Annotated in this window: 22 protein-coding genes; 6 read left to right on the top strand and 16 right to left on the bottom strand. The window is 58.4% G+C overall.

Annotated features, from left to right (window positions below; all coding sequences use genetic code 11):
• Positions 1 to 17 precede the first annotated feature (17 nt).
• From POI8812_RS14450 to POI8812_RS14460, 3 genes are all read right to left on the bottom strand, one after another.
• Complete coding sequence (locus POI8812_RS14450; protein ID WP_108783324.1) at positions 18 to 1193, bottom strand: toxic anion resistance protein; 1176 nt, start codon at positions 1191 to 1193, stop codon at positions 18 to 20.
• Positions 1194 to 1197: 4 nt separating this feature from the next.
• A complete protein-coding gene (locus tag POI8812_RS14455) occupies positions 1198 to 2142 on the bottom strand; it encodes a 5-bromo-4-chloroindolyl phosphate hydrolysis family protein (protein WP_108783325.1) in 945 nt (314 codons plus the stop codon).
• A 161-nt stretch (positions 2143 to 2303) separates the two neighbouring features.
• Positions 2304 to 3116, bottom strand: coding sequence for a TerC family protein (locus POI8812_RS14460; RefSeq protein WP_108783326.1), 813 nt, complete (start codon positions 3114 to 3116; stop codon positions 2304 to 2306).
• Between the two features lie 237 nt (positions 3117 to 3353).
• Between POI8812_RS14460 and POI8812_RS14465 the strand changes: the two genes are divergently transcribed.
• Positions 3354 to 3557, top strand: coding sequence for a cold-shock protein (locus tag POI8812_RS14465; protein ID WP_108783327.1), 204 nt, complete (start codon positions 3354 to 3356; stop codon positions 3555 to 3557).
• Between the two features lie 41 nt (positions 3558 to 3598).
• Here the strand turns inward: POI8812_RS14465 and POI8812_RS14470 are convergent, their stop codons facing one another.
• Complete coding sequence (locus POI8812_RS14470; protein WP_108783328.1) at positions 3599 to 4834, bottom strand: TCR/Tet family MFS transporter; 1236 nt, start codon at positions 4832 to 4834, stop codon at positions 3599 to 3601.
• 49 nt (positions 4835 to 4883) lie between these two features.
• Here POI8812_RS14470 and guaD point away from each other — a divergent pair, with 49 nt between their 5' ends.
• The 3 genes from guaD (at position 4884) to gatA (ending at position 8038) form a co-directional block, all read left to right on the top strand.
• A complete protein-coding gene (guaD, locus tag POI8812_RS14475; protein WP_108783329.1) occupies positions 4884 to 6182 on the top strand; it encodes a guanine deaminase in 1299 nt (432 codons plus the stop codon).
• A gap of 78 nt (positions 6183 to 6260) precedes the next feature.
• Positions 6261 to 6548, top strand: a complete 288-nt coding sequence (gene gatC / locus POI8812_RS14480; protein ID WP_108783330.1) for an Asp-tRNA(Asn)/Glu-tRNA(Gln) amidotransferase subunit GatC — start codon at positions 6261 to 6263, stop codon at positions 6546 to 6548.
• Positions 6548 to 8038 (top strand): Asp-tRNA(Asn)/Glu-tRNA(Gln) amidotransferase subunit GatA, encoded by a 1491-nt coding sequence (gatA, locus tag POI8812_RS14485; protein ID WP_108783763.1) that lies wholly within the window; start codon positions 6548 to 6550, stop codon positions 8036 to 8038. Before gatC ends, gatA begins: the two co-directional genes overlap by 1 nt.
• 81 nt (positions 8039 to 8119) lie before the next feature.
• Here the strand turns inward: gatA and POI8812_RS14490 are convergent, their stop codons facing one another.
• The 7 genes from POI8812_RS14490 to POI8812_RS14520 all read right to left on the bottom strand — a co-directional run bounded on the left by POI8812_RS14490 (position 8120) and on the right by POI8812_RS14520 (position 13115).
• Positions 8120 to 8323 (bottom strand): SlyX family protein, encoded by a 204-nt coding sequence (locus tag POI8812_RS14490; RefSeq protein WP_108783331.1) that lies wholly within the window; start codon positions 8321 to 8323, stop codon positions 8120 to 8122.
• Positions 8320 to 9258 carry a 2-hydroxyacid dehydrogenase gene (locus tag POI8812_RS14495; RefSeq protein ID WP_108783332.1) on the bottom strand — a complete coding sequence of 313 codons (939 nt, stop codon included), beginning with the start codon at positions 9256 to 9258 and terminating at the stop codon, positions 8320 to 8322. The genes POI8812_RS14490 and POI8812_RS14495 overlap by 4 nt, the downstream gene beginning before the upstream one ends.
• Positions 9258 to 9599 carry a tRNA-binding protein gene (locus POI8812_RS14500; RefSeq protein ID WP_108783333.1) on the bottom strand — a complete coding sequence of 114 codons (342 nt, stop codon included), beginning with the start codon at positions 9597 to 9599 and terminating at the stop codon, positions 9258 to 9260. Before POI8812_RS14500 ends, POI8812_RS14495 begins: the two co-directional genes overlap by 1 nt.
• A complete protein-coding gene (locus POI8812_RS14505; protein WP_108783334.1) occupies positions 9596 to 10018 on the bottom strand; it encodes a phasin family protein in 423 nt (140 codons plus the stop codon). Before POI8812_RS14505 ends, POI8812_RS14500 begins: the two co-directional genes overlap by 4 nt.
• A gap of 9 nt (positions 10019 to 10027) precedes the next feature.
• The gene (gene proC, locus POI8812_RS14510) at positions 10028 to 10849 is read right to left on the bottom strand and encodes a pyrroline-5-carboxylate reductase (RefSeq protein ID WP_108783335.1); all 822 of its coding nucleotides are present in this window, start codon (positions 10847 to 10849) and stop codon (positions 10028 to 10030) included.
• 46 nt (positions 10850 to 10895) lie between these two features.
• On the bottom strand, positions 10896 to 11399 hold the full coding sequence (locus tag POI8812_RS14515) for a type III secretion system chaperone family protein (RefSeq protein ID WP_108783336.1): 504 nt from the start codon (positions 11397 to 11399) through the stop codon (positions 10896 to 10898).
• 192 nt (positions 11400 to 11591) lie between these two features.
• Complete coding sequence (locus POI8812_RS14520; protein WP_108783337.1) at positions 11592 to 13115, bottom strand: bifunctional helix-turn-helix transcriptional regulator/alpha/beta hydrolase; 1524 nt, start codon at positions 13113 to 13115, stop codon at positions 11592 to 11594.
• A 250-nt stretch (positions 13116 to 13365) separates the two neighbouring features.
• Here POI8812_RS14520 and POI8812_RS14525 point away from each other — a divergent pair, with 250 nt between their 5' ends.
• Positions 13366 to 14295 carry a sugar-binding transcriptional regulator gene (locus POI8812_RS14525; RefSeq protein WP_108783338.1) on the top strand — a complete coding sequence of 310 codons (930 nt, stop codon included), beginning with the start codon at positions 13366 to 13368 and terminating at the stop codon, positions 14293 to 14295.
• Here the strand turns inward: POI8812_RS14525 and POI8812_RS14530 are convergent.
• Together POI8812_RS14530 and POI8812_RS14535 are read right to left on the bottom strand one after the other, a co-directional pair.
• Positions 14292 to 15536: a saccharopine dehydrogenase family protein gene (locus POI8812_RS14530; RefSeq protein ID WP_108783339.1), complete on the bottom strand. Its 1245-nt coding sequence runs from the start codon at positions 15534 to 15536 to the stop codon at positions 14292 to 14294. The genes POI8812_RS14525 and POI8812_RS14530 overlap by 4 nt on opposite strands.
• Positions 15537 to 15573: 37 nt before the next feature.
• Complete coding sequence (locus tag POI8812_RS14535) at positions 15574 to 16668, bottom strand: carboxynorspermidine decarboxylase (RefSeq protein ID WP_108783340.1); 1095 nt, start codon at positions 16666 to 16668, stop codon at positions 15574 to 15576.
• Between the two features lie 175 nt (positions 16669 to 16843).
• Here POI8812_RS14535 and POI8812_RS14540 point away from each other — a divergent pair, with 175 nt between their 5' ends.
• Positions 16844 to 18040, top strand: a complete 1197-nt coding sequence (locus tag POI8812_RS14540) for a DegT/DnrJ/EryC1/StrS family aminotransferase (RefSeq protein ID WP_108783341.1) — start codon at positions 16844 to 16846, stop codon at positions 18038 to 18040.
• Positions 18041 to 18052: 12 nt separating this feature from the next.
• On the opposite strand, the gene POI8812_RS14545 is transcribed toward POI8812_RS14540, so the two are convergent.
• Genes POI8812_RS14545 through polA form a run of 3 tightly spaced genes read right to left on the bottom strand, consistent with a single transcriptional unit; the run spans position 18053 to position 21845 of the window.
• On the bottom strand, positions 18053 to 18691 hold the full coding sequence (locus tag POI8812_RS14545; RefSeq protein ID WP_116203161.1) for a DedA family protein: 639 nt from the start codon (positions 18689 to 18691) through the stop codon (positions 18053 to 18055).
• Positions 18684 to 19043, bottom strand: coding sequence for a hypothetical protein (locus POI8812_RS14550; RefSeq protein ID WP_108783343.1), 360 nt, complete (start codon positions 19041 to 19043; stop codon positions 18684 to 18686). The genes POI8812_RS14545 and POI8812_RS14550 overlap by 8 nt, the downstream gene beginning before the upstream one ends.
• Positions 19044 to 21845, bottom strand: a complete 2802-nt coding sequence (gene polA / locus POI8812_RS14555; protein ID WP_108783344.1) for a DNA polymerase I — start codon at positions 21843 to 21845, stop codon at positions 19044 to 19046.
• Positions 21846 to 21890 lie beyond the last annotated feature (45 nt).

Here is a 21890-nt window from a genome sequence, read left to right on the forward strand (position 1 = left end):
GGAGGGTGGGAACATGTTCAGATCTGTTCGCCTACCGGCTGAGCAACCGGGGTTGCCTTCGCGGCGGCGAGCGTGTCTTTCAGCTTTTGCTCCATCGCCTGAAGCTCGGTCTCTGCTGCGGCACGTTTTGCCTTACCCTCATCGGCAATCTGCAGGGACTCTTCGATTGTGGCGATCAGGCGCTGGTTGGCTTCCTTCACGGCCTCGATGTCGAAGACGCCGCGCTCCATCTCGGTGCGGATCTCGCGGTTCGCCTCCTGAAGGTTTTCAGCGTTCTGACGCAGAAGCTCGTTCGTCAGGTCATTTGCTTCGCGGACGACCGTTGCAGCTTCACGTGAGCGATGGATTGCAATGCCCTGAGCAAGCTGGTTCTCCCAAAGCGGGACCGTGTTAACGAGGGTTGAATTGATCTTCGTGACGAGGGACTTGTCGTTCTCCTGAACCAGTCTGATCGAAGGCAGGGATTGCATCGTGACCTGACGGGTCAGCTTCAGGTCGTGGACACGACGCTCCAGATCGTCGCGCGCGGCGCGCAGGTCGCGCAGCTCTTGCGCACGGATCACGCCCTGCTCCTCAGGCGCATCCTGAACTTCCTGCTCCTTTGCGGGAATGTCGACGGTGTCGAGTTCATTGATCTTCGCCTCACCAGCGGCAATGTACAGCGCCAGTTCGTCATAGAAATCGAGAGTCTTTTCATAGAGCAGATCGAGGGATTTGATGTCCTTGAGCAGCACTTGCTCATGATCCAGAAGCTCTTCCGAGATGCGGTCAATCTGCCCCTGCACCTCTTCAAATTTTGCAGTGAAATCTGCGAGCGGTGCGGCACGCCCCATCAGTTTCTGCCACCAGGTCCGCTCGGCAGAGGGATCCAGTTCAGCAGCGGAAAACCCGCGCAGGCTGGACACCATATCGCGCAAAGAGTTTCCGGCAGGACCGATATCCTTGTTGCGCACGCCTTGCAGCATTTGCTGGCTGATGACCTGAAGTTCGGACTGCGCGCCCGAACCGAAGCGAATGATCGACTGTGTGTCGGTCATGTCGAGTTCCGCCATGCGCTGTTCGATCGCTTCTTTCGGCAGGTTGTCCTGAATGGCCGGAACCTCTGCCGGGGCGGGTTCTGGCAGCAGAACCTCCGTCACTGCCTCCGCTTCCTTGAGGGCTTGTTCCGCTTTGGCGCGTCGCGTCTCAGACATTCAGTCACTCCATGTTGCGAGGGCGGACACCCTCTTGTTTCAGGCGGTCACTCAAGACCTCGATTTCGATATCGAGAGCAGAGCGGTCATTCAGGAGCAGGGCTTCATCCTGCGCCTGGAATTGTTGTTCGAGATCATCGAGCAAGGCCAGATATTTCTGTTTTGCCTGCTCATCCCGCGCACGGCCCCAAAGGTCTGCAAACTTGGTCGTGGCATCGCGGGTGCCGCGCAGATAGACGCCCAAGAACTTGCGGGCCCGCCCAAGATCGCGCGGATCTGCCTCAACTTTGCGGAACATGGCGCGCGCGGTGGCGGCAAATCCTTCAACGCGTGCCTGAACCTGACGATCCCCGGTGCGCTCAGCCTCTGAGATAATTTCGGCGAGAGTATCTTCGGCCCGGTCCACGGCGCCTGCGACGCGATCCCGCTCAAATTCGCTATGTTCGTCCAGTCCCTTGGCCTTCATCGGGTCCAGTCCAAAACTGATCAGATGGGCCGCGACGGCGAGTGCGCCGTAGAGCGCGCCCTGCACCATCCCCAGTGGCCATGAAAATGCAGCAGCGAGGCCTACGCCAACGCCGATGCCAAGACCACCGATGATCTTGCGCGGGATGCGCGGGGGGCGGGCTACTGTTCTGGCGTCATATGCTGCTTCCGCCTTGATCCCCTCGCGGGTCATCCAGATGCCGAACATGAGCATGCCAAAGGCGCCCAGCTCTCCGAGTATGGCGAGCGCGTCGCCAGAGCCGATCTGCAAAATGCCTGCAATCAGCAGGGGTATTGAAGCGGCACTGAGGAACCAAAGGCGTGCACGTCCCTGGCTAACGGCACGCCCTTCAAGGTTTGACCGCTTCTTACCGATGTTGAGGTTTAGATCGACCTCAACACGTCCGCGCGTGTCTCCCGCAGGGGTATCAGGGCTGAATTTCCCACCAAAGCGCTTGGCCATCAGAGAGTGGCCCCAAATGCATTGAAGGCCACCATGGCCACGATCACGATCAGAACCACACCTGCGATCCTGCGCGTTGTCTTGCTCTGCATGCCTACTCCCAATTTGGCGTCAAATAGAGAATAGGCAGTGCAGGGCGCTCACGCTAGGGTGAACACAACTCAATGTGGTTGATCGGTCCCCGCCATCTTGGCCTTTCGGTGCGCGCGGACCGCTTCCAACTTTCGCCGGTAGCCCGTCTGCAAGATTTGTACGACGAAGAGCGTCACAACCGAAAAGTAGAAGGTTGATTTGGACATCGGCACGACTTCATAGCCGAACAGTTTGAGATGTGCCTGATGCCCGCCCTCGCCAAGCAAGACCACACCGACGATCAGGAGGACCATCAGTCCAAGAACCTCATACATGCGGTTCTTCTCAATAAATTCAGAGACGGTGTCGGCCAAGAGCAGCATGCCAAGGCCAGAGACGAGGATCGCAGCCACAAGGATGATGAACACATCCGTAATCGCGATCGCCGACAGAATGGAATCGAAGCTGAAGATCAGGTTCATGAAGACGATCAACGCGATAACCGAGGCTGCCGATTTCCGGTTCTTGCTTTCCACCCCTTCGCCCAAATGATCCTTGGACAGAAGGTGCGCGATTTCCTTGACTGCGGTGTACATGATGAAGACACCACCAAACAGGAACACAAGGGTCGCGAAGTTGAATTCGCCCGTGACGATGCCTTCGAACTCCAGTGAGAAGAACGGATCGGTTAGAAGTGTCAACAATTGCAGCATCGCAAATAGCAGGACGATCCGAAGCACAACCGCCACGATGATCCCGATCCGCCGAACCCGCGCCTGCTGTGCGATGGGCGCTCGCTGTGATTCGATGGAGATATAGAGCAGATTGTCGAAGCCGAGGACGGCCTGCAGGAAGATCAACATGACCAGATTGCCAAGGTTTTCGAAGCTCAGCAGTTCCATTTCAGGACCTCCTCGGGATCTATTGAGACAAATGGCACACAGCAGCGTGTGATTCCTGCACTTAGCAGGCTGTAGAGGTGAGTAAACGCGGTTTCGTTGAAAGAATCCGCTTTTTCGGGTACGCTCTTATCAGGTTCGAAGGGTTCGGCGCGATGAAATGTGTCCCGCATGGCTTGCCGGACTCCTCCAACGGGAGGGCGCTGTTGCTCCCCGTGCGTTACTAAAGGACCGTCAGAAATGGCAAAAGGCACCGTCAAGTGGTTCAACTCTGAAAAGGGTTATGGCTTTATTCAGCCGGAAGATGGGGGCAAGGATATCTTCGTTCACATCTCCGCAGTTCAGCAAGCGGGGCTTCAGGGCCTCGAAGAAAACCAGCCGATCGAATACGAACTGATCGATGGCCGCGACGGTCGGATGAGTGCGGGTGAACTGAAAGTCTGAAAAGCGCCCTTGCGCCGGAATTCAATGACGGGATGCCTTAGTCAGGTGTCCCGTTTTTTGTTGCGGATCGACAAGCCGGCTCTCTTTGCGTGTTGAAGGAACATCCCAAGCGCGATCAATGTTAGCAGAGCGGACATCGCGAATGGTGCAGCAGGCAGGTAGACGGGGGCGTCTTGTGCGGTGAACACACGGAATAGCCAGGTCATCAAAAGCTGTGCGGTGATCGCGGCAAGGGCGTTCATAGAACTGATGACGCCTTGCAATTCCCCCTGTTGGTTTTCTTCAACCTCATTCGACATGATGCCCTGCAGGGCAGGCATAACCACCACACCCAGGGCGCTGAGCGGCAAAAGCATGAACAGGATTGGGGTGTTGGGCACCCAAATGATCAGCAAATAGACGACAATGTTCATCGCAAGGCCTGCTGCGGCAAGTGTTGCTGCGCTCAGCCGACTTAGGAATACCCGGATCAACACGCCCTGTACCAGCGCCGTGCTGAGGCCAAATACGGTCAGCGAGACGGAGACCAGCCACAGCGTCATGCCGAACTGTTCCTGTGTGAAATAGGCCCAGATCACCGGATAGACGTTTGATCCGATCTGGTAGAACAGCAATGCAAATATCAGTAGACCGATGCCGGGGAGGCGTTGGACAGCGAGAATGGCTGCAAACGGGTTCCCTTCCCGCCAACGGAACGGCCGGCGTTTTGACTCGGCAAGTGTTTCCGGCATGACGAAATATCCGAACGCGGCGTTCAGAAGTGCAAGTATTCCAGCCGCGAAGAACGGGGCCTGCGGGCCGAGCTGTCCGATCAGGCCGCCGAGCATCGGTCCTGCGACGAAGCCAATTCCGAAACCTGCACCAATCAGGCCAAAATTTGCAGCGCGCTGTTCCTTGGGTGAAATGTCAGCGATGAAGGCATAGGCGACCGAGAACGTGGCGCCCGCGATACCGGAAATCGTCCGCGCGATGAAGAGTAGCCAAAGCGCTCCGGCGAACCCCATCAGAATGTAGTCGACCCCCATCGCAATCAGGCTGATCAGAAGCACGCGGCGACGCCCGAACCGATCGGAGAGATTGCCCAAAGTGGGCGAAAACAAGAATTGCATAGCAGCATAAGTGAATGCCAATGCGCCGCCCCAGACCGCCGCCTGAGAGATGGAGCCGCCTTGTAGGCTGCGGATCAAATCCGGCATGACCGGCAGAATGATCCCGATCCCCATCGCATCGATGACGATCGTGACAAAGACAAATATGAAGGGCAGACGGGATGACATGGACGGCTTAACCTGCGAGACAGCATTTTTGCTCTAACGGATTTCCGCCATGACCGCACGACTTCTTCTGGGTCAGACCCTCGAATTCACAGCCAACCCGTTTCTGGAGGGGAAGGATTCGGCCCGGCATCGCGAGCGTGGCGGTATTCTCATTGAGCACGGCGTCATCGTCGCCGTCGATCAGGCGGAAACTTTGCGCTCCGACCACCCCGAGGCTGAGGTCGTTGATCACGGTATGGATCTCATCTTGCCCGGCTTCGTCGACGCCCATGTCCATTATCCGCAAACTGGCATTATCGCGAGCTGGGGTCGCAGGCTGATCGACTGGCTAAACACCTACACATTTCCCGAAGAATCCCGCTTTGGCGATCAGGACTACGCGGATCGCATGGCCGCGCTGTATCTCGATTTCAGCCTCGCCAATGGCATCACCACGGCCGCGAGTTACTGCACGATCCATCCTGAAAGTGTGGACGCGCTGATGGGGCAGGCTGCAAAACGCGGGATGCGGATGGTTGCGGGCAAGGTCATGATGGATCGAAACGCGCCGGACACACTGAGGGACGATGCGCAGACTGGGTATGACCAATCGAAGGCGCTCTTGCAGCGTTGGCACGGGCGCGACCGACTAAGCTATGCGATCACGCCCCGGTTTGCGCCAACGTCAACCCCGGCACAGTTGGAGGCCGCAGGCGCATTGTGGGCAGAGCACCCCGATTGCGCAATGCAGACCCATCTGTCTGAGCAGCATGAAGAGATCGCGCTTGTACGCGAACTCTTCCCGCAGGATCCAGATTATTTCGGTGTTTATGAGCGTTTCGGGCTGACCGGGCCGGGCGCGATCATGGGGCACGCGATCCATCTGCAGCCGCGTGAGATTGAGGCAATGGCGAGCACCGGTACAGGCGTCGCTCATTGCCCAACATCCAACGCGTTCATCGGCTCTGGCCCCCAATGTGATGTGCGCGGGCTGGTTGAACGGGGAATTCCCGTGGGGCTTGCAACCGATGTGGGGGGCGGGTCGAGTTTTTCGATGCTCCACACAATGGCAGCAGCGTATGAGATGGGCCAATTGCGCGGCGACAGCCTTCATGCGCGGGAATTGCTGTGGTTGGCCACTGGCGGCGCAGCGGAGGTTTTGCGCCTTGACGGCAAGGTCGGGCGTCTCGCGGCGGGAGTTGAAGCGGACCTGACTGTTATCGATCTTGCTTCAACGCCGATCATCGCGGAGCGCGCTTCGCGGGCCCGTGATATCTGGGATGCGCTGTTTGCGACGATCATGCTGGGGGATGATCGCGCCATCGCCCGGACCTATGTGGCCGGTAAGCCAGTGGAGCAGATGGGCTGAGACTCTGACTGCGCGGCGTATTGAACCTCTGCCCGGTCACGGCTACACCCAACGCGACGCCTGAAAGGGAATGATGATATGGCTATCGATACTGATACCGCGCGCCGGGTGGCGCATCTGGCCCGGATCCGGGTCGCGGAAGATGACCTGCCCGCGCTCGCGACCGAGCTGAGCTCTGTCCTGGCATTTATGGAGCAACTCTCGGAAGTCGATACGGACGGTGTTGAGCCAATGACCGCTGTCTCTCCGATGCCGTTGAAACGTCGTGACGATGTCATCACCGACGGTGATCGACAGCCCGACATTCTTGCCAATGCCCCCGACGCCCGTGAGGGCTTCATGGCTGTTCCCAAAGTGGTGGAGTGATCATGGCTCTCAACGAATTGACGATTGCCCAGGCCCGCGACCTTCTTGCGAAAGGTGAGGTTACGAGTGCTGACCTGACCGAAGCCTGTCTGACTGCGATTGAAAGTGCGACGACGCTGAACGCTGTAACCACGGTCACTGCAGACAAGGCGCGCGAGATGGCGAAGGCCGCGGATGCCCGCATCAGTGCCGGTGACGCGACCGCGATGACGGGCATTCCATTGGGCATCAAGGATCTGTTTGCGGTTGAAGATGTGCCGACACAAGCTGCATCCAACATCCTTGGCGGGTTCAAGCCCCGATATGAAAGCACGGTGACACGGAACCTTTGGGCATCTGGTGCTGTCATGCTCGGCAAGCTGAACATGGACGAGTTCGCCATGGGCTCATCGAACGAGAGCTCTGCCTATGGGCCTGCAATTTCCCCGTGGCGGGAGGATGGGTCTGACGCGGCAATCACACCTGGCGGTTCGTCTGGCGGGTCTGCGGCTGCGGTTGCTGCGGATCTCTGCCTTGCGGCCACAGGCACTGATACAGGCGGATCCATCCGCCAGCCTGCGGCTTTCACCGGAACGGTGGGACTGAAGCCAACTTATGGGCGGTGTTCGCGGTGGGGGATTGTCGCCTTTGCGTCCTCCCTCGATCAGGCCGGGCCGATGACGAAAACCGTGCGCGATGCGGCGATCATGCTCGGCGCGATGGCGGGCCATGACCCAATGGATTCAACGTCGGCGGATCTGCCGGTGCCAGATTTCGAAGCGGCACTGACCGGTGACATTCGCGGCAAGAAGATTGGCATCCCACGTGAGTATCGCGTCGAAGGCATGTCGGCTTCTGTCGACACGCTCTGGGCGGAGGGCACGGCCAAACTGCGCGACGCCGGTGCTGAGGTCGTGGATATCTCGCTGCCCCACACCAAACACGCACTGCCGACATACTATATCATCGCTCCGGCAGAGGCGTCGTCGAACCTGTCGCGCTATGACGGCGTGAAATACGGCCACCGGGCGACGCTGTCGGCGGGTGAGGGCATCAATGACATGTATGAAAAGACCCGCGCCGAAGGGTTCGGGCCGGAGGTTCAGCGCCGCGTCATGTTGGGCGCCTATGTGCTGAGCGCGGGGTATTATGACGCCTACTACAAGAAGGCGCAGCGCGTGCGCGCATTGATCAAGCAGGACTTTGAAGCGGTCTTTGCGGATGGTGTGGATGCTATCCTCGCACCCGCGACGCCGTCCCCGGCCTGGCAACTGGGTGCTATGAAGAGCGCGGATCCAGTTGAGATGTATCTGCAGGACGTCTTTACGGTCACGCTGAACCTGGCAGGTCTGCCCGGCATCTCGGTTCCTGCGGGTCTGTCGTCGAAGGGTCTGCCGCTTGGACTGCAACTGATCGGGCGTCCGTTCGAGGAGGCTGATCTGCTCAACACGGCCTATGCGCTAGAGCAAGCGACGGGTTTCTCCGCCAAGGCGGACAAGTGGTGGACTTGATATAAGCCACCCTCAATTGATTTTGACGGCGTGCCTGCGATCAGCGGCGCGCCGTTTGTGTATTTGAGGAAAGATACAGGCCTACCAATGTGGCGGCTTCTGATCGGCCAGCGGAGCTGCGGAGAGCTGATCTGCCTCTTGCTCGGCAGCGCGCTGCAACAATAGTGCCACCCGCCGTTCCAGCACATCGATACGGGCGGCTTGATCGGTTACGACCTTGTTGAGATCATCAACGGTTCTCATGGCCTCCGCCAGCGCCTCTTCCAGACGGGTCACATCGCTCATACGGGATTGGGCACCTGACGCCCGTTTAGAAACGCTTCGATATTGTCGAGTGCCATGTTGCCCATTGCCTCTCTCACCTCGAGCGTTGCCGATCCGAGATGGGGCAGAAGCGTCACGTTCTCTAGCGCACGCAGCTCGGCCGGAATATCCGGTTCGCCCTCATAGACATCGAGTCCTGCAGCAGCGATTGCACCAGATTGAAGCGCTGCGATGAGTTGTTTTTGGTCAACGACATCGCCACGCGCTGTGTTGATCAAAATGCCGGTCGGTTTCATCGCTTCAAAAACATCCCGATTGATCATGTGCCGCGTGGCTGCGCCGCCCGGTGCATGGACGGCTAGGACATCTGCCGTTTCCGCGAGAGTCTGGAGGTCAACGCGGTCCGCTAGAAAGTCGAGCGCCTTGTCGCCGCGCGCCGTGTAGCAAATCTTCATGCCAAAGCCGAAATGGGCCTTGCGCGCCATGGCTTGGCCGATCCGTCCCATACCCGCAATGCCCAGCGTTGCGCCCGTTACACCGCGGCCCAGCATCTGAGTGGGTGTCCACCCCGTCCAATCACCCGAGCGGGCAAGGCGTTCGCCCTCAGACGCGCGGCGCAGCACCATTAGCATGAGCGTCATCGCCAGATCGGCCGTCGCGTCGGTGAGGACACCGGGCGTGTTGGTGACTTCCACACCGGCAGCCCGCGCCGCCGCCGCGTCAATATGGTCGTACCCAACACCAAAATTCGCGATGATCTTGCAACGTGTCGGCTCGGCAAACATGTCAGACGAGAAGCGATCCCCTAAGGTGCAAAGGATCGCATCATAGGTCTGCAAGGCTTCGCTGCGCGCATCGCTGGTCAACGGCACGTCGCTGTCATGAATTGTGGCGCCAAGCGCATGTGCACGACGCATTACCGTCTCTGGCAGGCGTCGGGTAACAAGTATTTTCATCAGTGCATCCGCCCGCCCTTAGGCACTGGTCCGTCCGGCCCGATCAGCACGATTTCTCCGTCAGCATCAGGGAGGCCGAGCACCAGTACCTCGGACATGAAGGGTCCAATTTGGCGCGGGGGGAAGTTCACGACAGCCATCACCTGCTTTCCTACCAACGACTCAGGTGTGTAATGCGCCGTGATTTGAGCTGACGATTTCTTCACACCGATTTCGGCGCCGAAATCTATCCGAAGCTTGATCGCCGGCTTGCGGGCTTCGGGAAACGGGTCTGCTTCGACAATTTCGCCAACACGAATGTCGACCTTCAGGAAATCGTCGAAGCTGATCTGATCGCTCATTGACCGCCCATCTTCTTGAGTTCTTCAACAGAGGCCTGCATCCGGTCCATTACGATCCGGGCAGCCTTCGCATTCGCGCTCTGCGCTGCGGTTGCCAATTCACCCATATGGGCGGTGGCCTGTTCATAGGCTTTGGCCATCATTTCCTGCCGGGCCTGCGGATCCATGGTGGCGGAAGCTTGTGTCTGCGCCTCTGTCATCATGGTCTGGAAGACCTCAACCTGCTTGGTGAAGAGATCGCGGTAGCCCTCGGCAGCAGCCTGGGACGCGGCCTGCATGGCTTCCATGTTGCGCTGTTGCAAACCCATCATGTCTGACGGTGCCATTTGTGGCATCTTTTGCATCATGTCCTTGAAGGGCATGTCTTCCATCATCTTCATGAAGTTTGCGGGATCAAATGGATTGGTTGGGTCGGCCATGTCAGTCTCCTAAGCTCCTAGTTCGCGGGATCGATCGGCAGCAGCTTTGACGGCCCGGCGTAACAACGGCGGGAAGCCGTCTGCTTCGTTCATCAGCACCTGCAACGCGGCGGCTGTCGTTCCGCCTTTTGAGGTTACGTTGATACGAAGCTCGTCTGGCGATTCCGTAGCTTGCTCGGCCAGTTCGCCTGCACCCCCGACCGTCGCTTTGGCGAGCGCCATCGCCATTTCAGGTGGCAGCCCTTCTGCTTCCCCAGCGGCTGCCAATGTTTCGATCAAATGGAAAACATAGGCCGGGCCTGAACCGGATACCGCGGTGACGGCATCCATTTGTGTTTCATCTTCCAGGCGAACTGTCTGGCCGATCGCGCGAAGCAACTCGTCTGCCAGATCAAGTACGGTGGCATCGGCATTTGCGTTGCCGACCAAAGCCGTGATGCCACGACCGACAGCGGCGGGCGTGTTCGGCATGGCACGGACAATCACAGCCTTCGTGCCAAGCATCCTTTCAAAGAAGCTGATCGGTGTTCCTGCCGCAATCGACAGGAACATTGTGCCACCGGCTGCCATGTCGCCGATCTGTGGAAGGGCGTCCTCCATCATTTGCGGTTTAACCGCAAGCACACAGACCGCCGGATCACCGACAGAGTCCGGGTTCAAACGCAGCCCCTGGGTCGTCAATTCCTCCAGACGCCGAGACGGATAGGGATCGATGACGCTGACGGCATCCGGACGAACCCCCTTTGCCAGCCAGCCTTCGAGCATGGCAGATCCCATTTTCCCGCAGCCCAGCAAAACCAGGCCGCGCGCGTTGATGTCATCGACAGACATGTTTCCTCCGCAAGAAAGCTGCGCCCGGGTTCAATCCCAGGTCGGTTCAAGCCCGACCATACGCCTCTGTCATTGCGATGCCCAGCGCCTCTTGCGGGGTTCCGTCGCCGTGGACGGCAAGTTGGAATGCTGGATAGAAGCGCTCGCAAGCCTCGACCGCTGATGCAATCATTTCATCAATCTGCGCGCCAGAGGCGCTGGCCCCGCCAGCGAGGTTGAGGCCATAGCGGAAGACAATCATTTTTTGCTCTGGCCACGTGGTGAAGCTGCCGGACCAGATGCAGTCATTCGCACCGTCAATCGCCTCAAGCAGGGCCGCTCGTGCATCCGCCGCAACCTCGATATCAAAAGTGCAGACAAGGCGCAGGGTCTCGTCATAAGGACTCCACGCAAGGCTCAGTGAATATGTCTGCCACGTCCCCTCTATGCCCATGGCGATTTGGTTTTCCGCAACACGATCAAAATCCCATGCATTGTGCGACGCAAGTGTCTCCACAATGTCGATCGGGTCTGCATCCTCTGCGGTGAGATACTGCTCTAGCGTGTCCATGCCTGCGCTCCAATTCTGGATGCGCCCTTGCAAGGATGCCCCCGCAAGGGCTGGTGAGCTTGTATGTAGATCGCGGCACAGTGTCCGGGACCTACTACATATCGTGGGGCGCAATGGATGATCTGTAAAGGGACTTCACGCGCTATTCGCAATTTTAGAAATTCTGCTTCAGCACGCTTCGCATCGCATAAGTCACAGGCCGGTCTGCACTGCGACGCGGAAGACTTCGCGAAAGACCATGTCTGGATCGGTCAATGGCAAGGTGTGCCCGGCATCCTTGAGCCGTACGTGTTGACCGTGCGGGAGGGTGCGCGCCATCTCAGCCACCGCGGCGGCGGAGACTGTTCCACTGCGGTCCCCATGGAACAGGGTCGCCGGGACGTTCACCCGCTGCAGCAAGTCACGCCAATCGAAATTGGTCAGCCGCATATCGTTGCGGAATCCAACTGCATCTTGAGCGGCCATCATGCGGAAACTGTCTGCCAGTACGTCTGCCTGCTGGCGATCAGCAAAGGCGTCACGATCAAAAGCGCTATCGGAAAAGACCAGATCCGGCGTCACGCCGATGCCTTTACGCTGAATATGGCTTACCCCGAAGCGCACGATACGGTCCATCAGACCCGGCATCTGCTGGGCCGCCCACGCGTTCACCCTGTGTTTGCGCGGCATGTCGGCGGTCTGCGACCATGTTGTCATCGGTGGAGTTGTCGGTGCGCAGACAAGGCCCGCGACGCGGTCGGGGAAACTGGTGGCAAATTTGAAGCCGAAATAGGTGCCAATATCGTGGCTCAGCACAACGGCCTTTTGCCAGCCAAGCTGGTTCATCAATGCGTCCAGATGGTCACAGACCCGTTCTGCTGTTTGCTCCGGGCCTGTCCAAGCCGTAGCGCCATATCCCGGCCGCTCCGGCATCGCGATGTCCAGGTTCATGACGTCGGCGGCCCGCCGCGCCTGAACCGTTGCCGCTGCTCCAAACAACGCACCATGCAGCAACAGCACGGGCGTTCCGCCCCGCCGCCCATATCGATGAACGCTCACATTCACATCTGCGAGGGTCATCCGTTCCCGTGTTACACCCGGAACGCTGGCCTCAATCTGGGCCAACTCCACCTTGTCGACAGTCGCCTCGATCGCGGCAGCGCGTGAAATGGCCTGACCCTGGCTGCGGGCGTTGAGTTTTGCGAGAACCGATTTGATCTGCTGGCGGACGGTGCCCACCGAACGACCGTAATCTTGCGCAATCTGCTCTGCGCCATCACCAGCCAGCAGCCCGCGTAGCACGTCCCGTTCTGACGGGATCAGACCAAAGCTGCCCATCAACATGCTGAGCGTTCGCTCACGCCCCGGCGGGCCAACTTCATAGAGGGCGATTTCGGAGCGGTCGTTCATTGCGACTGCGACGAGGTCAATCAGTTGTCCCTCATCACCGGCGAGGCAAATCGGGGCAGGTGCACCGTGGCTCAGATCCGGGAGGTCGTAGATCTCATCATCAACCTTCATGCCCAGCAGGCTGTGTGCACGTTCGTCGAGCGCCAGAATCCGTCCGCCCCGGGACACTCGTAGGGTGGCCGGCTGCTCTCGCTGCACCTGAATCGGCTCCTTGCCGATCAGGTAGCCATCCAGCTTTCGCAGACTTTCAAGCAAGCGTGGGGTCCGCTCGTCATGCGTCATTGCGACAGCCGCTGCCTGAATCACGTTTCTATAGACTTGTGACATCCTAGGGTTCCAAGAAATCGGTCATGCGCGTCATGATAGCGAGTGGATTGCCTGAGTGCTGTGTCGGTCCGCACCAGTTCAAGGTGAAGCATAACAAACATACCCCATCGGCTTCAAATCAAGTGGTTGTGCCGATGATCAAGACCACTGACGCTTTGACAAATCCTTCAAACTCACCGATGCACGAAGGGGTAGCCGGAAGGATATGTCAGGACGCATGGGTAGGGTTAGGCGATCAACACGGGAAGATATGCGGCTTGACGACGCCGCCCGCGCGGGCTGGTTGTATTATGTCGCGGGAAAGACCCAGGACGAAATTGCCCGCCAGCTTGGCGTCTCACGCCAGACGGTTCAGCGGCTTGTGTCGGTTGCGATCAATCAGCGGCTTATCAAAGTGCGGATGGAGCATCCTATTGCGCGTTGTATGGAGCTTGGCCAGGCCATCCAGCAGAAATACGGGCTGGATGCGTGCGATGTCGTGCCCACGGACCCATCGGTGCCGAAGCGATTTCGAGGTGTTGCGCTCGCAGGAGCCGCGGAATTGGAACTGGCACTGCGTAAGCCAGAACCGATCATAGTTTCGATGGGGACGGGGCGGGTGTTGCGCGCGCTTGTGGAAGAGTTGCCAGAGCTGACCTGCCCTCAACACCGGATCGTGTCCCGTCTTGGCAATGTCATGAGCAATGGGTCGGCGACGCCGTTCAATGTTGTCGTCCGGCTTGCCGACAAGGTTGGGGCGCCGCACTGGCCTATGTCCCTACCGGTTCTGGCGGAAACGGCTGAGGAACGCAGGCTTTTGCATAGTATTGGCCCCATCAGGGCGACGCTGGACCTGTGTGCACGCGCTGATGTCAGTTTTGTTGGTATCGGTCAGATGAACGAGACTGCGCCTGCGCTGAAAGATGGATTTCTGACGGATCAGGAGCTTGATGCGTTGCGTGAAAACGGCGCGGTGGGGGAGATAACGAGTTTCGTCTACAACGCCCAGGGACAGCTTTTGACCGGGCCTCTGAACGCCCGCGTAGTGTCTGCGCCTTTGCCGTCACCTGAGGCGGGCCGGGTTATCGGTATCGGGACCGGCCTTGCCAAGATCGAGGCCATTCTGGGCGCGCTGCGCGGCCACCTCATTTCGGAATTCATCACGGACGAGGCAACCGCGCAGGCTGTACTGGACGCTTAATCGTTCCAGGCTTTGTCTTCTCCGCCCAAGCCACCGAGTTGCACCCGCGTTGGCAATCCGATCCGATCCAGAATCGTGAAGAACGGCTTTGGGTCGAGCTCTTCGACATTCTTCATCGTCTTCGCGTCCCACTCACCACTCGCAACGAGCATGGCAGCCGCTACGGGCGGGACGCCCGCCGTATATGAAATGCCCTGAGAGCCGACCTCAAGATAGGCTTCCTTGTGGTCGGCGACGTTGTAGACGAACATCTCGACAGGTGCGCCGTCCTTGGTGCCCTTTACCAAATCACCAATGCAGGTCTTGCCTGTGTAATCTGGTGCCAGGCTTGCAGGATCGGGCAAGCATGCCTTTACGACTTTCAACGGAACCACCTCCAGCCCTTCGGCTGTCGTCACGGGCTGTTCGGAGAGCAGGCCGATATTTTGCAGAACTGTGAAGACGTTGATGTAGTGATCGCCAAAACCCATCCAGAAGCGAACGTCGGCTTCGGGATAATTGGTCGCAAGCGAGTGTACTTCGTCATGGCCGGACATGTAGGATTGCGACGGGCCGACGACGGGCAGGTCCCAAACGCGGCCAACCTCGAACATCTTGTTTTCCTGCCAAGCGCCTTCCTGCCATGAGTAGACCGTCCCGGTGAATTCACGGAAGTTGATCTCAGGATCAAAGTTCGTCGCGAAATACTTCCCATGTGAGCCTGCATTGATATCGACGATATCAATCGAGTGGACCTCATCCATATGGTCGATGGCAAAGCGGGCATAGGCGTTCACAACGCCCGGATCGAAGCCCGCACCAAGGATCGCGGTGATCCCCTTCTCGGCGCACAGGTCCCGCTTTTTCCACTCGTAGTTGGCGTACCAAGGTGGCGTCTCGCAGATCTTGTCGGGTTCTTCGTGAATGGCGGTGTCGATATAGGCGGCACCCGTCTCGATACAGCCGTCGAGTACGTGCATATTTACGAACGCCGTGCCTACATTGATGACAATCTCAGAGCCGGTCTCACGGATGAGAGTGGCAACCGCCGCGCTGTCGGTCGCATCGACGCCGTGGCCCTTGAGGACACCTTCAACTTTCATCGCGCCCTTCTCATGGACAGACGCAATGATGTCGTCGCCTTTTGAGGCCGTCCGGCTGGCAATATTGATGTCGCCAAGCACATCGTTGTTTTGCGCGCATTTATGCGCGACGACCTGAGCGACGCCGCCGGCGCCAATGATGAGAACGTTCTTTTTCACTGCAACAGACCTCTTCGATTTGTGCTGGGAGATAGAATCACGACAGCGCGGCCGCAAAGTCGTCATAGCCGAAATCGCGAACCATGCGCACGCGGCCGTCCAATTCCTTTATGGCGATTGCGGGCATCTTCACGCCGTTGAACCAGTTTTTCTTGACCATCGTGTACCCGGCTGCGTTCTGGATCGAGAGCCGATCGCCGGCTGCCAGCGGGGCAGGGAAGCGAAATTCACCGAAGATATCACCGGCAAGACAGGACTTACCGCAAATCATCCACTCCTCTGGCCCGTCATTCGGGGTGACGGTCGCGCTTTCGCGGTAGATCAGTAGATCGAGCATGTGCGCTTCGATGGAACTGTCCACGATGGCAAGGTTCTTTCCGTTGTGAAGCGTGTCGAGCACGGTCAGTTCAAGCGTGGTGGAGTTGGTGATCGCCGCCTCGCCCGGTTCAAGATAGACCTGTACCTCATTGTCACCCGCGAAGCGTTTGAGCCGCTCAGCCAGCTGGTCCAGCGGGTAGCCTTCCCCCGTGAAATGGATGCCGCCGCCAAGGCTGATCCAGTCCATGCGACGGATAAGATGACCGAATTTCTGCTCGATTTGCCCGAGCATTTCATCGAAGCGCGCAAAGCTGCCATTCTCACAATTGTTGTGGAACATGAAGCCACTGATCAAATCGGCAACAGGCTCTATGTCCCTCGGATCCGCTTCACCAAGGCGAGAGAATGGACGCGATGGATCGGCAAGATCAAACTCGCTCGTCGATACGCCCGGATTGACGCGCAGCCCACGGATATGGCCTGACGTCTCTGCCTCGAACCGCCGCAACTGGTTGGCCGTGTTGAAAATGACCTTGTCTGAGTTTGCGAGCATTTCGGCGATTTCATCCGGTGCCCACGCGACCGAGTACGCGTGTGTTTCGCCAGGAAATTTCTCGCGTCCCAACTTCACCTCGAAGAGAGATGAGGAGGTCGTGCCGTCCATGTACTCGCTCATCAAGTCGAACACGGACCAAGTGGCAAAACACTTGAGAGCTAAGAGTGCCTTGGCGCCCGATTGCTCCCGCAAGGCCGCGATCTTCTCCAGGTTCGGGAGCAGCCGAGATTTGTCGATGAGGTAATAGGGCGTCTGCATCTGTCCGGCCTTCGGATGTCACTTTACTGTTGTTGGTCCACCTAGTGCGAAGCGTTGAGAAGAGCAACGGTCGCTACACGGCACGGATATGTCCTTTTGATGATTGCAACTGACGGCTCCGCACGGGAAGATTTGCAGTCGGTGCACATCGCGCCCAGCAATTTGAGGAATTCCGATGGCGCGCCTGGCCCCCTTCACAAAGTCATTTACGCAGCAGGAACCGCTTCCGCCCGCCGCGATTGAGGCTGCGGTTGCGGTGATGCAATCAGGTGCATTGCATAGATACGGCGCCAATCCATCCCGCGCCGCAGAGCTAGAGCGTGCTTACGCCCAGTGGCTGCCGGCGACCTTTTGCCTCGCAACCGCATCGGGAGGGCAGGCGATGCAGATTGCCCTGCGCGCCCTTGGCGTGAAACCGGGCGACAAGGTTCTAACCAATGCGTGGACCCTTGCACCCGTACCCGGAGCGATCGCATGTGTCGGGGGAGAGGCGGTTTTGGTTGAGACCACGGATGATCTCGTCATCGACCTGACGGATCTTGAACAAAAGATCCGTCACAGTGATGCAAAGATATTATTGCTGAGCCATATGCGCGGACACCTCGCCGATATGAATACGCTTATGGCAATCGCTGATGCACATGGTGTGAATGTTGTCGAGGATTGCGCGCATACGATGGGCGCCGCTTGGAATGGCAAACGATCCGGTACATTCGGTGAGATAGGCTGCTTCTCCACTCAGACTTACAAGCACATCAATTCCGGCGAGGGCGGTTTCCTGACGACCTCTGATCCTGTGATTGCCGCGCGTGCTACGGTCTTGTCGGGCAGCTATATGCTCTGGTCGCGACATGGGGCGGGGCCTGGGCCTGAGTCTTATGTTGATGCGGCGCTCGATATGCCGAATGGCTCCGCGCGGATGGATGAATTGCGCGCCGCCATCCTGCTGCCGCAAATCGCAACGCTAGACGAGAATTGCGACCGTTGGATCGAGCGTCATTCACTGGTGCGTGCGGGCCTGCTTGGGGTCGATGGTGTTGCCTTGCCAGCAGAACCTGATGGCGCGCGGCGGGTCGGTTCCTCCATACAGTTTCGTCTTCCTTCGCTCTCGGAAGACGGGTGTCGGGCCTTTATCGATGAATGTGCCGCCGTGGGCGTGGAGGTGAAGTGGTTTGGATCGGCGCAGCCGATGGGTTTCACATCCGCGCATAGCTCGTGGCGCTATCGTGGACGGGTGGATACGCTGCCAAACACCGATCGTGTGCTTGCGACACTGTTTGACATGCGGGTCCCGTTGACCTTTTCGCTTGACGATTGCCGCCAGCTTGGCGCGCTGCTGGCCGAATGTGCGCAGGTCGTGTTGAACCGATAACGCGCATCTTTTCTAGTTGTGCGCCGCTCCCGCCTGTTCTGTGTCATGGCCTTGAAGCCGATGATGCTTCAACCAGCGGCGGCGCAGCCAGACCACGCTGTAGGCCAGCAGCGCCAGCATGATCGCGAGGCCGAAAAAGTTGCTTAGGATGGTTGCGACTTGTGTCAGCTGATTGGCGAAGACAAATCCCAGCATGACATAGGCGACGGCCCATATCGCTGCGCCAAGTGTCGCCATGACGCTGAAATCGCGCCAATCCATGTTCCCGACACCGCACAGATAGCTCACATAAGGACACGTTGGGCTAAGCACAGTGTGACTCAATAAAACTGCAATGCGGCCCCGACGGTCGAGTAGAGCTTGGCCAGAGGCCAATGCGTCCGTCAGGCGTTCGCTACGTGACGCGGCCATTTGCAGACGCCTGCTGATGTGACTGGCGAGGTGGAACGCAGTCTGATCGCCAATCACAAAGGCGCAAAAGGCAACCACTAGAACCTGCCACAGCACCAAATCACCCGACGCGGCAAACGCACCAGACGCGAGCACCAGAACCGAGGACGGAAGCGGAATGGCCAGACAGGCCAGCATGACAATGATGAAGATCAATGCCAGACCATAGTCGGGCACGAGGCTGATTATTGTATCAGTCACCTCTTTGCGCCCTGTGCTCGGCTGCGCCTTCGCGCACGATCTCGGTCAGCTCTTCAAGGGTGATCCCCATCCGATCGGCAATTTCGCGCATCTGAAGGTTGCGTTCGCTCAGATCTGCGAGCCCCAGCAAGTCTGCGACGACAGGGCGGGGCAAATCGTAGGACATGACAACGTAACGGGGTGTCATCCAGCCTCGCAAATCCCGATCACGGTTCGCATCGTCCCTGAAATAGACAAGATCCGCGATCATCTGACCCGCAAAGAAGATCGCGGATACCGATGCGATGACGATGACAACGGCTGCCTGCCAATGAGACCGCAGGAACGGAAGAAGCTGGGGGCGCGACGGCACCTAGTGCGCCTCTGCCCAGTTGCTGCCGGTTCCGCCATCCACCGTGAGCGGTACATCGAGGTGCACCGCCGGAGAGGCTGCATTCTCCATGACGTCCCGCACGGTTTCGATCAGGTCATTCGCGGCGTCTTTCGGCACTTCAAACAACAGCTCGTCATGGACCTGCAACAACATCCGCCCTGGGAGCTTTGCAGCCTCAATAGCTGGCGGAACGCGGATCATGGCACGGCGAATAATATCGGCTGCCGTGCCTTGGATCGGCGCGTTGATTGCGGCGCGATTGGCAAAGCCTGCGCGTGGACCTTTCGCACCGATTTCCGGCGTATGTATGCGGCGGCCAAACAGCGTCTCGACGTATTTGTGCTCCTTGGCGAAAGCGACCGTCTCGTCCATGTATTGCCGAATGCCCGGGAACCGCTCGAAGTAGCGGTCGATGAAGGCCTTGGCGTCCTCGCGCGGGATCCGCAGGTTGTTGGCGAGGCCAAAGGCGGAGATCCCGTAGATCACACCGAAATTGATTGCCTTCGCCTGTCGCCGCACATCCGGTGTCATCTCATCGAGCGGAACGTCGAACATCTCGCTCGCGGTCATCGCGTGAATGTCGAGCCCGTCGCGGAACGCCTGCTTTAGTGCGGGAATGTCGGCAATATGGGCAAGGATGCGCAGTTCGATCTGACTGTAGTCGAGGGAGACGAGTGTGTTGCCCTCCTCGGGGATGAACGCCTCGCGGATGCGGCGACCTTCCTCGGTACGCACAGGAATGTTCTGCAAGTTTGGATCGGTGGAGGCGAGGCGGCCCGTATTTGCACCCGCAATCGAGTAGGACGTGTGCACACGTCCCGTCTCTGGATGAATATGCTCTTGCAGCGCGTCGGTGTAGGTTGATTTGAGCTTGGACAATTGCCGCCAATCAAGCACACGCGCAGGAAGGTCATGTCCCTGGGCTGCGAGGGTCTCAAGAACATCCGCGCCCGTGGAATAGGCGCCGGTTTTGCCCTTCTTTCCACCCTCCAGCCCCATCTCGTCAAAGAGAATTTCGCCCAGCTGCTTGGGCGAGCCGACATTGAATTTGCGGCCTGCAAGCTTCTGAATCTCGTCTTCGAGGCCGGCCATCTTCTGCGCAAAGCTGTTGGACATTCGGCTCAGATGGTCCCGGTTTACCTTGATCCCGTACCGTTCCATCTGCGCGAGAACGGGGACCAGGGGGCGCTCCATCGTCTCATACACAGTGGTTACATGCTCGGCGGCCAGACGTGGTTTCAGCGTTGTCCAAAGCCGCGCAGTGATGTCTGCGTCCTCGGCCGCATAGGGTGCGGCCTCATCGATTTTCACCTGGTCGAAAGTGATCTGCTTCTTACCGGACCCGATCAGATCTTTGATTGGGATGGGTTTATGATCGAGATAGCGTTCGCTGAGCGCATCCATTCCGTGCGTATGAAGCCCCGCATTCAGCGCGTAGGATATCAGCATCGTGTCATCGATGGGCGTGAGTGTGATCCCTTCATTGGCAAAGATCTTCAGATCATATTTCGCATTCTGAAGAATTTTCAGGATCGACGCGTCTTCCAGCATCGGCCTTAGCATTTCGAGCGCGCGGTCAAAGTCCATTTGGCCCTCAGCACGCTCGGCACCACCAAGCAGATCACCCGTCCCGTTCACATGGGCCAGCGGCACATAGCACGCACGTCCCGGATCGATAGCAAGACAGACGCCGACCAGACCAGCGCGCATCTCGTCAAGTCCAGTCGTTTCCGTATCCACGGAAACGTACCCACGCTCATAGGCGCGATCGATCCAGACCTGCAGCGCGGCCTCATCCCGCACGATCTCATAGGCGGAATGGTCCATCGTAGGCAAATCCGGCTCCTTGCCTGCCGTACTGCCTTTGGGAGTGTCGTCAATTGTTGGTGCGTCTGCCCCCAGCTTTTCCGCGACACGGTTGGTAATGGTGCGAAATTCCATCTCTGCCAAAAACGGAAGGACCTTCTCAGCCTCTAGCGGCTGCACTTCCATCGCATCGATGCCGACTTCTACCGGGACATTCTGTTCAAGTGTGACGAGTTGTTTCGAGATGCGGATCTGCTCTGCGTTTTCAATCAAAGACTGCCGTCGTTTGGGTTGCTTGATCTCTTCTGCGCGCTCCAGCAACGTTTCGACGTCACCGTATTCGTTGATGAGCAAGGCCGCTGTTTTGATTCCGATACCGGGCGCGCCGGGCACATTGTCGACACTGTCGCCTGCAAGCGCCTGAACATCGACGACCTTTTCGGGGCCTACGCCGAACTTCGCCTCAACTTCCTCCGGGCCGATGCGGACATTTTTCATACCGTCCATCATTTCAACGCCGCCGCCGACCAGCTGCATCAGATCCTTATCAGAAGAGATGATCGTGACCCGTGCGCCCGCATCGCGGGCCTGAACCGCGAAGGTTGCAATAAGATCATCCGCTTCCCAACCTTCCTGCTCAATGCAGCACAGTCCAAAAGCCCGCGTGGCTTCTCGCGTCAGCGGGATCTGAGGGCGCAGATCCTCAGGGAGAGGGGGGCGCTGGGCTTTGTATTGCGGATAAATGTCATTTCGGAAGGTTTTGGAGGAATGGTCAAAGATCACGGCAAGATGTGTGGGGGCATCGTCGCCGGTATTCCCCTCAACCATCTTCAGCAACATATTGCAAAAGCCAGAGACCGCACCGACCGGCAAACCGTCAGACTTGCGAGTGAGCGGGGGCAGGGCATGGAAGGCCCGGAAAATGAAGCCTGATCCGTCGATCAGATGAAGGTGATGCCCCTTGCCGATGCTCATATGTATGCCCTCCGGAATTGTAGAGCGAACTTAGGCCAGCGCGCC

It is taken from the genome of Pontivivens insulae (assembly GCF_900302495.1).
Classification (GTDB): Bacteria; Pseudomonadota; Alphaproteobacteria; order Rhodobacterales; family Rhodobacteraceae; genus Pontivivens; species Pontivivens insulae.

Coding starts and splice junctions, on each gene's coding strand:
- POI8812_RS14460 (WP_108783326.1), bottom strand. CDS start 3,116: ATGGAACTGCTGAGCTTCGAAAACCTTGGCAATCTGGTCATGTTGATC.
- POI8812_RS14500 (WP_108783333.1), bottom strand. CDS start 9,599: ATGAGCGATCAGATCAGCTTCGACGATTTCCTGAAGGTCGACATTCGT.
- proC (WP_108783335.1), bottom strand. CDS start 10,849: ATGTCTGTCGATGACATCAACGCGCGCGGCCTGGTTTTGCTGGGCTGC.
- guaD (WP_108783329.1), top strand. CDS start 4,884: ATGACCGCACGACTTCTTCTGGGTCAGACCCTCGAATTCACAGCCAAC.
- gatC (WP_108783330.1), top strand. CDS start 6,261: ATGGCTATCGATACTGATACCGCGCGCCGGGTGGCGCATCTGGCCCGG.
- POI8812_RS14535 (WP_108783340.1), bottom strand. CDS start 16,668: ATGCAGACGCCCTATTACCTCATCGACAAATCTCGGCTGCTCCCGAAC.
- POI8812_RS14540 (WP_108783341.1), top strand. CDS start 16,844: ATGGCGCGCCTGGCCCCCTTCACAAAGTCATTTACGCAGCAGGAACCG.
- POI8812_RS14470 (WP_108783328.1), bottom strand. CDS start 4,834: ATGTCATCCCGTCTGCCCTTCATATTTGTCTTTGTCACGATCGTCATC.
- polA (WP_108783344.1), bottom strand. CDS start 21,845: ATGAGCATCGGCAAGGGGCATCACCTTCATCTGATCGACGGATCAGGC.
- POI8812_RS14465 (WP_108783327.1), top strand. CDS start 3,354: ATGGCAAAAGGCACCGTCAAGTGGTTCAACTCTGAAAAGGGTTATGGC.
- POI8812_RS14455 (WP_108783325.1), bottom strand. CDS start 2,142: ATGGCCAAGCGCTTTGGTGGGAAATTCAGCCCTGATACCCCTGCGGGA.
- POI8812_RS14520 (WP_108783337.1), bottom strand. CDS start 13,115: ATGTCACAAGTCTATAGAAACGTGATTCAGGCAGCGGCTGTCGCAATG.
- POI8812_RS14490 (WP_108783331.1), bottom strand. CDS start 8,323: ATGAGCGATGTGACCCGTCTGGAAGAGGCGCTGGCGGAGGCCATGAGA.
- POI8812_RS14525 (WP_108783338.1), top strand. CDS start 13,366: ATGCGGCTTGACGACGCCGCCCGCGCGGGCTGGTTGTATTATGTCGCG.
- POI8812_RS14450 (WP_108783324.1), bottom strand. CDS start 1,193: ATGTCTGAGACGCGACGCGCCAAAGCGGAACAAGCCCTCAAGGAAGCG.
- POI8812_RS14505 (WP_108783334.1), bottom strand. CDS start 10,018: ATGGCCGACCCAACCAATCCATTTGATCCCGCAAACTTCATGAAGATG.
- POI8812_RS14495 (WP_108783332.1), bottom strand. CDS start 9,258: ATGAAAATACTTGTTACCCGACGCCTGCCAGAGACGGTAATGCGTCGT.
- POI8812_RS14515 (WP_108783336.1), bottom strand. CDS start 11,399: ATGGACACGCTAGAGCAGTATCTCACCGCAGAGGATGCAGACCCGATC.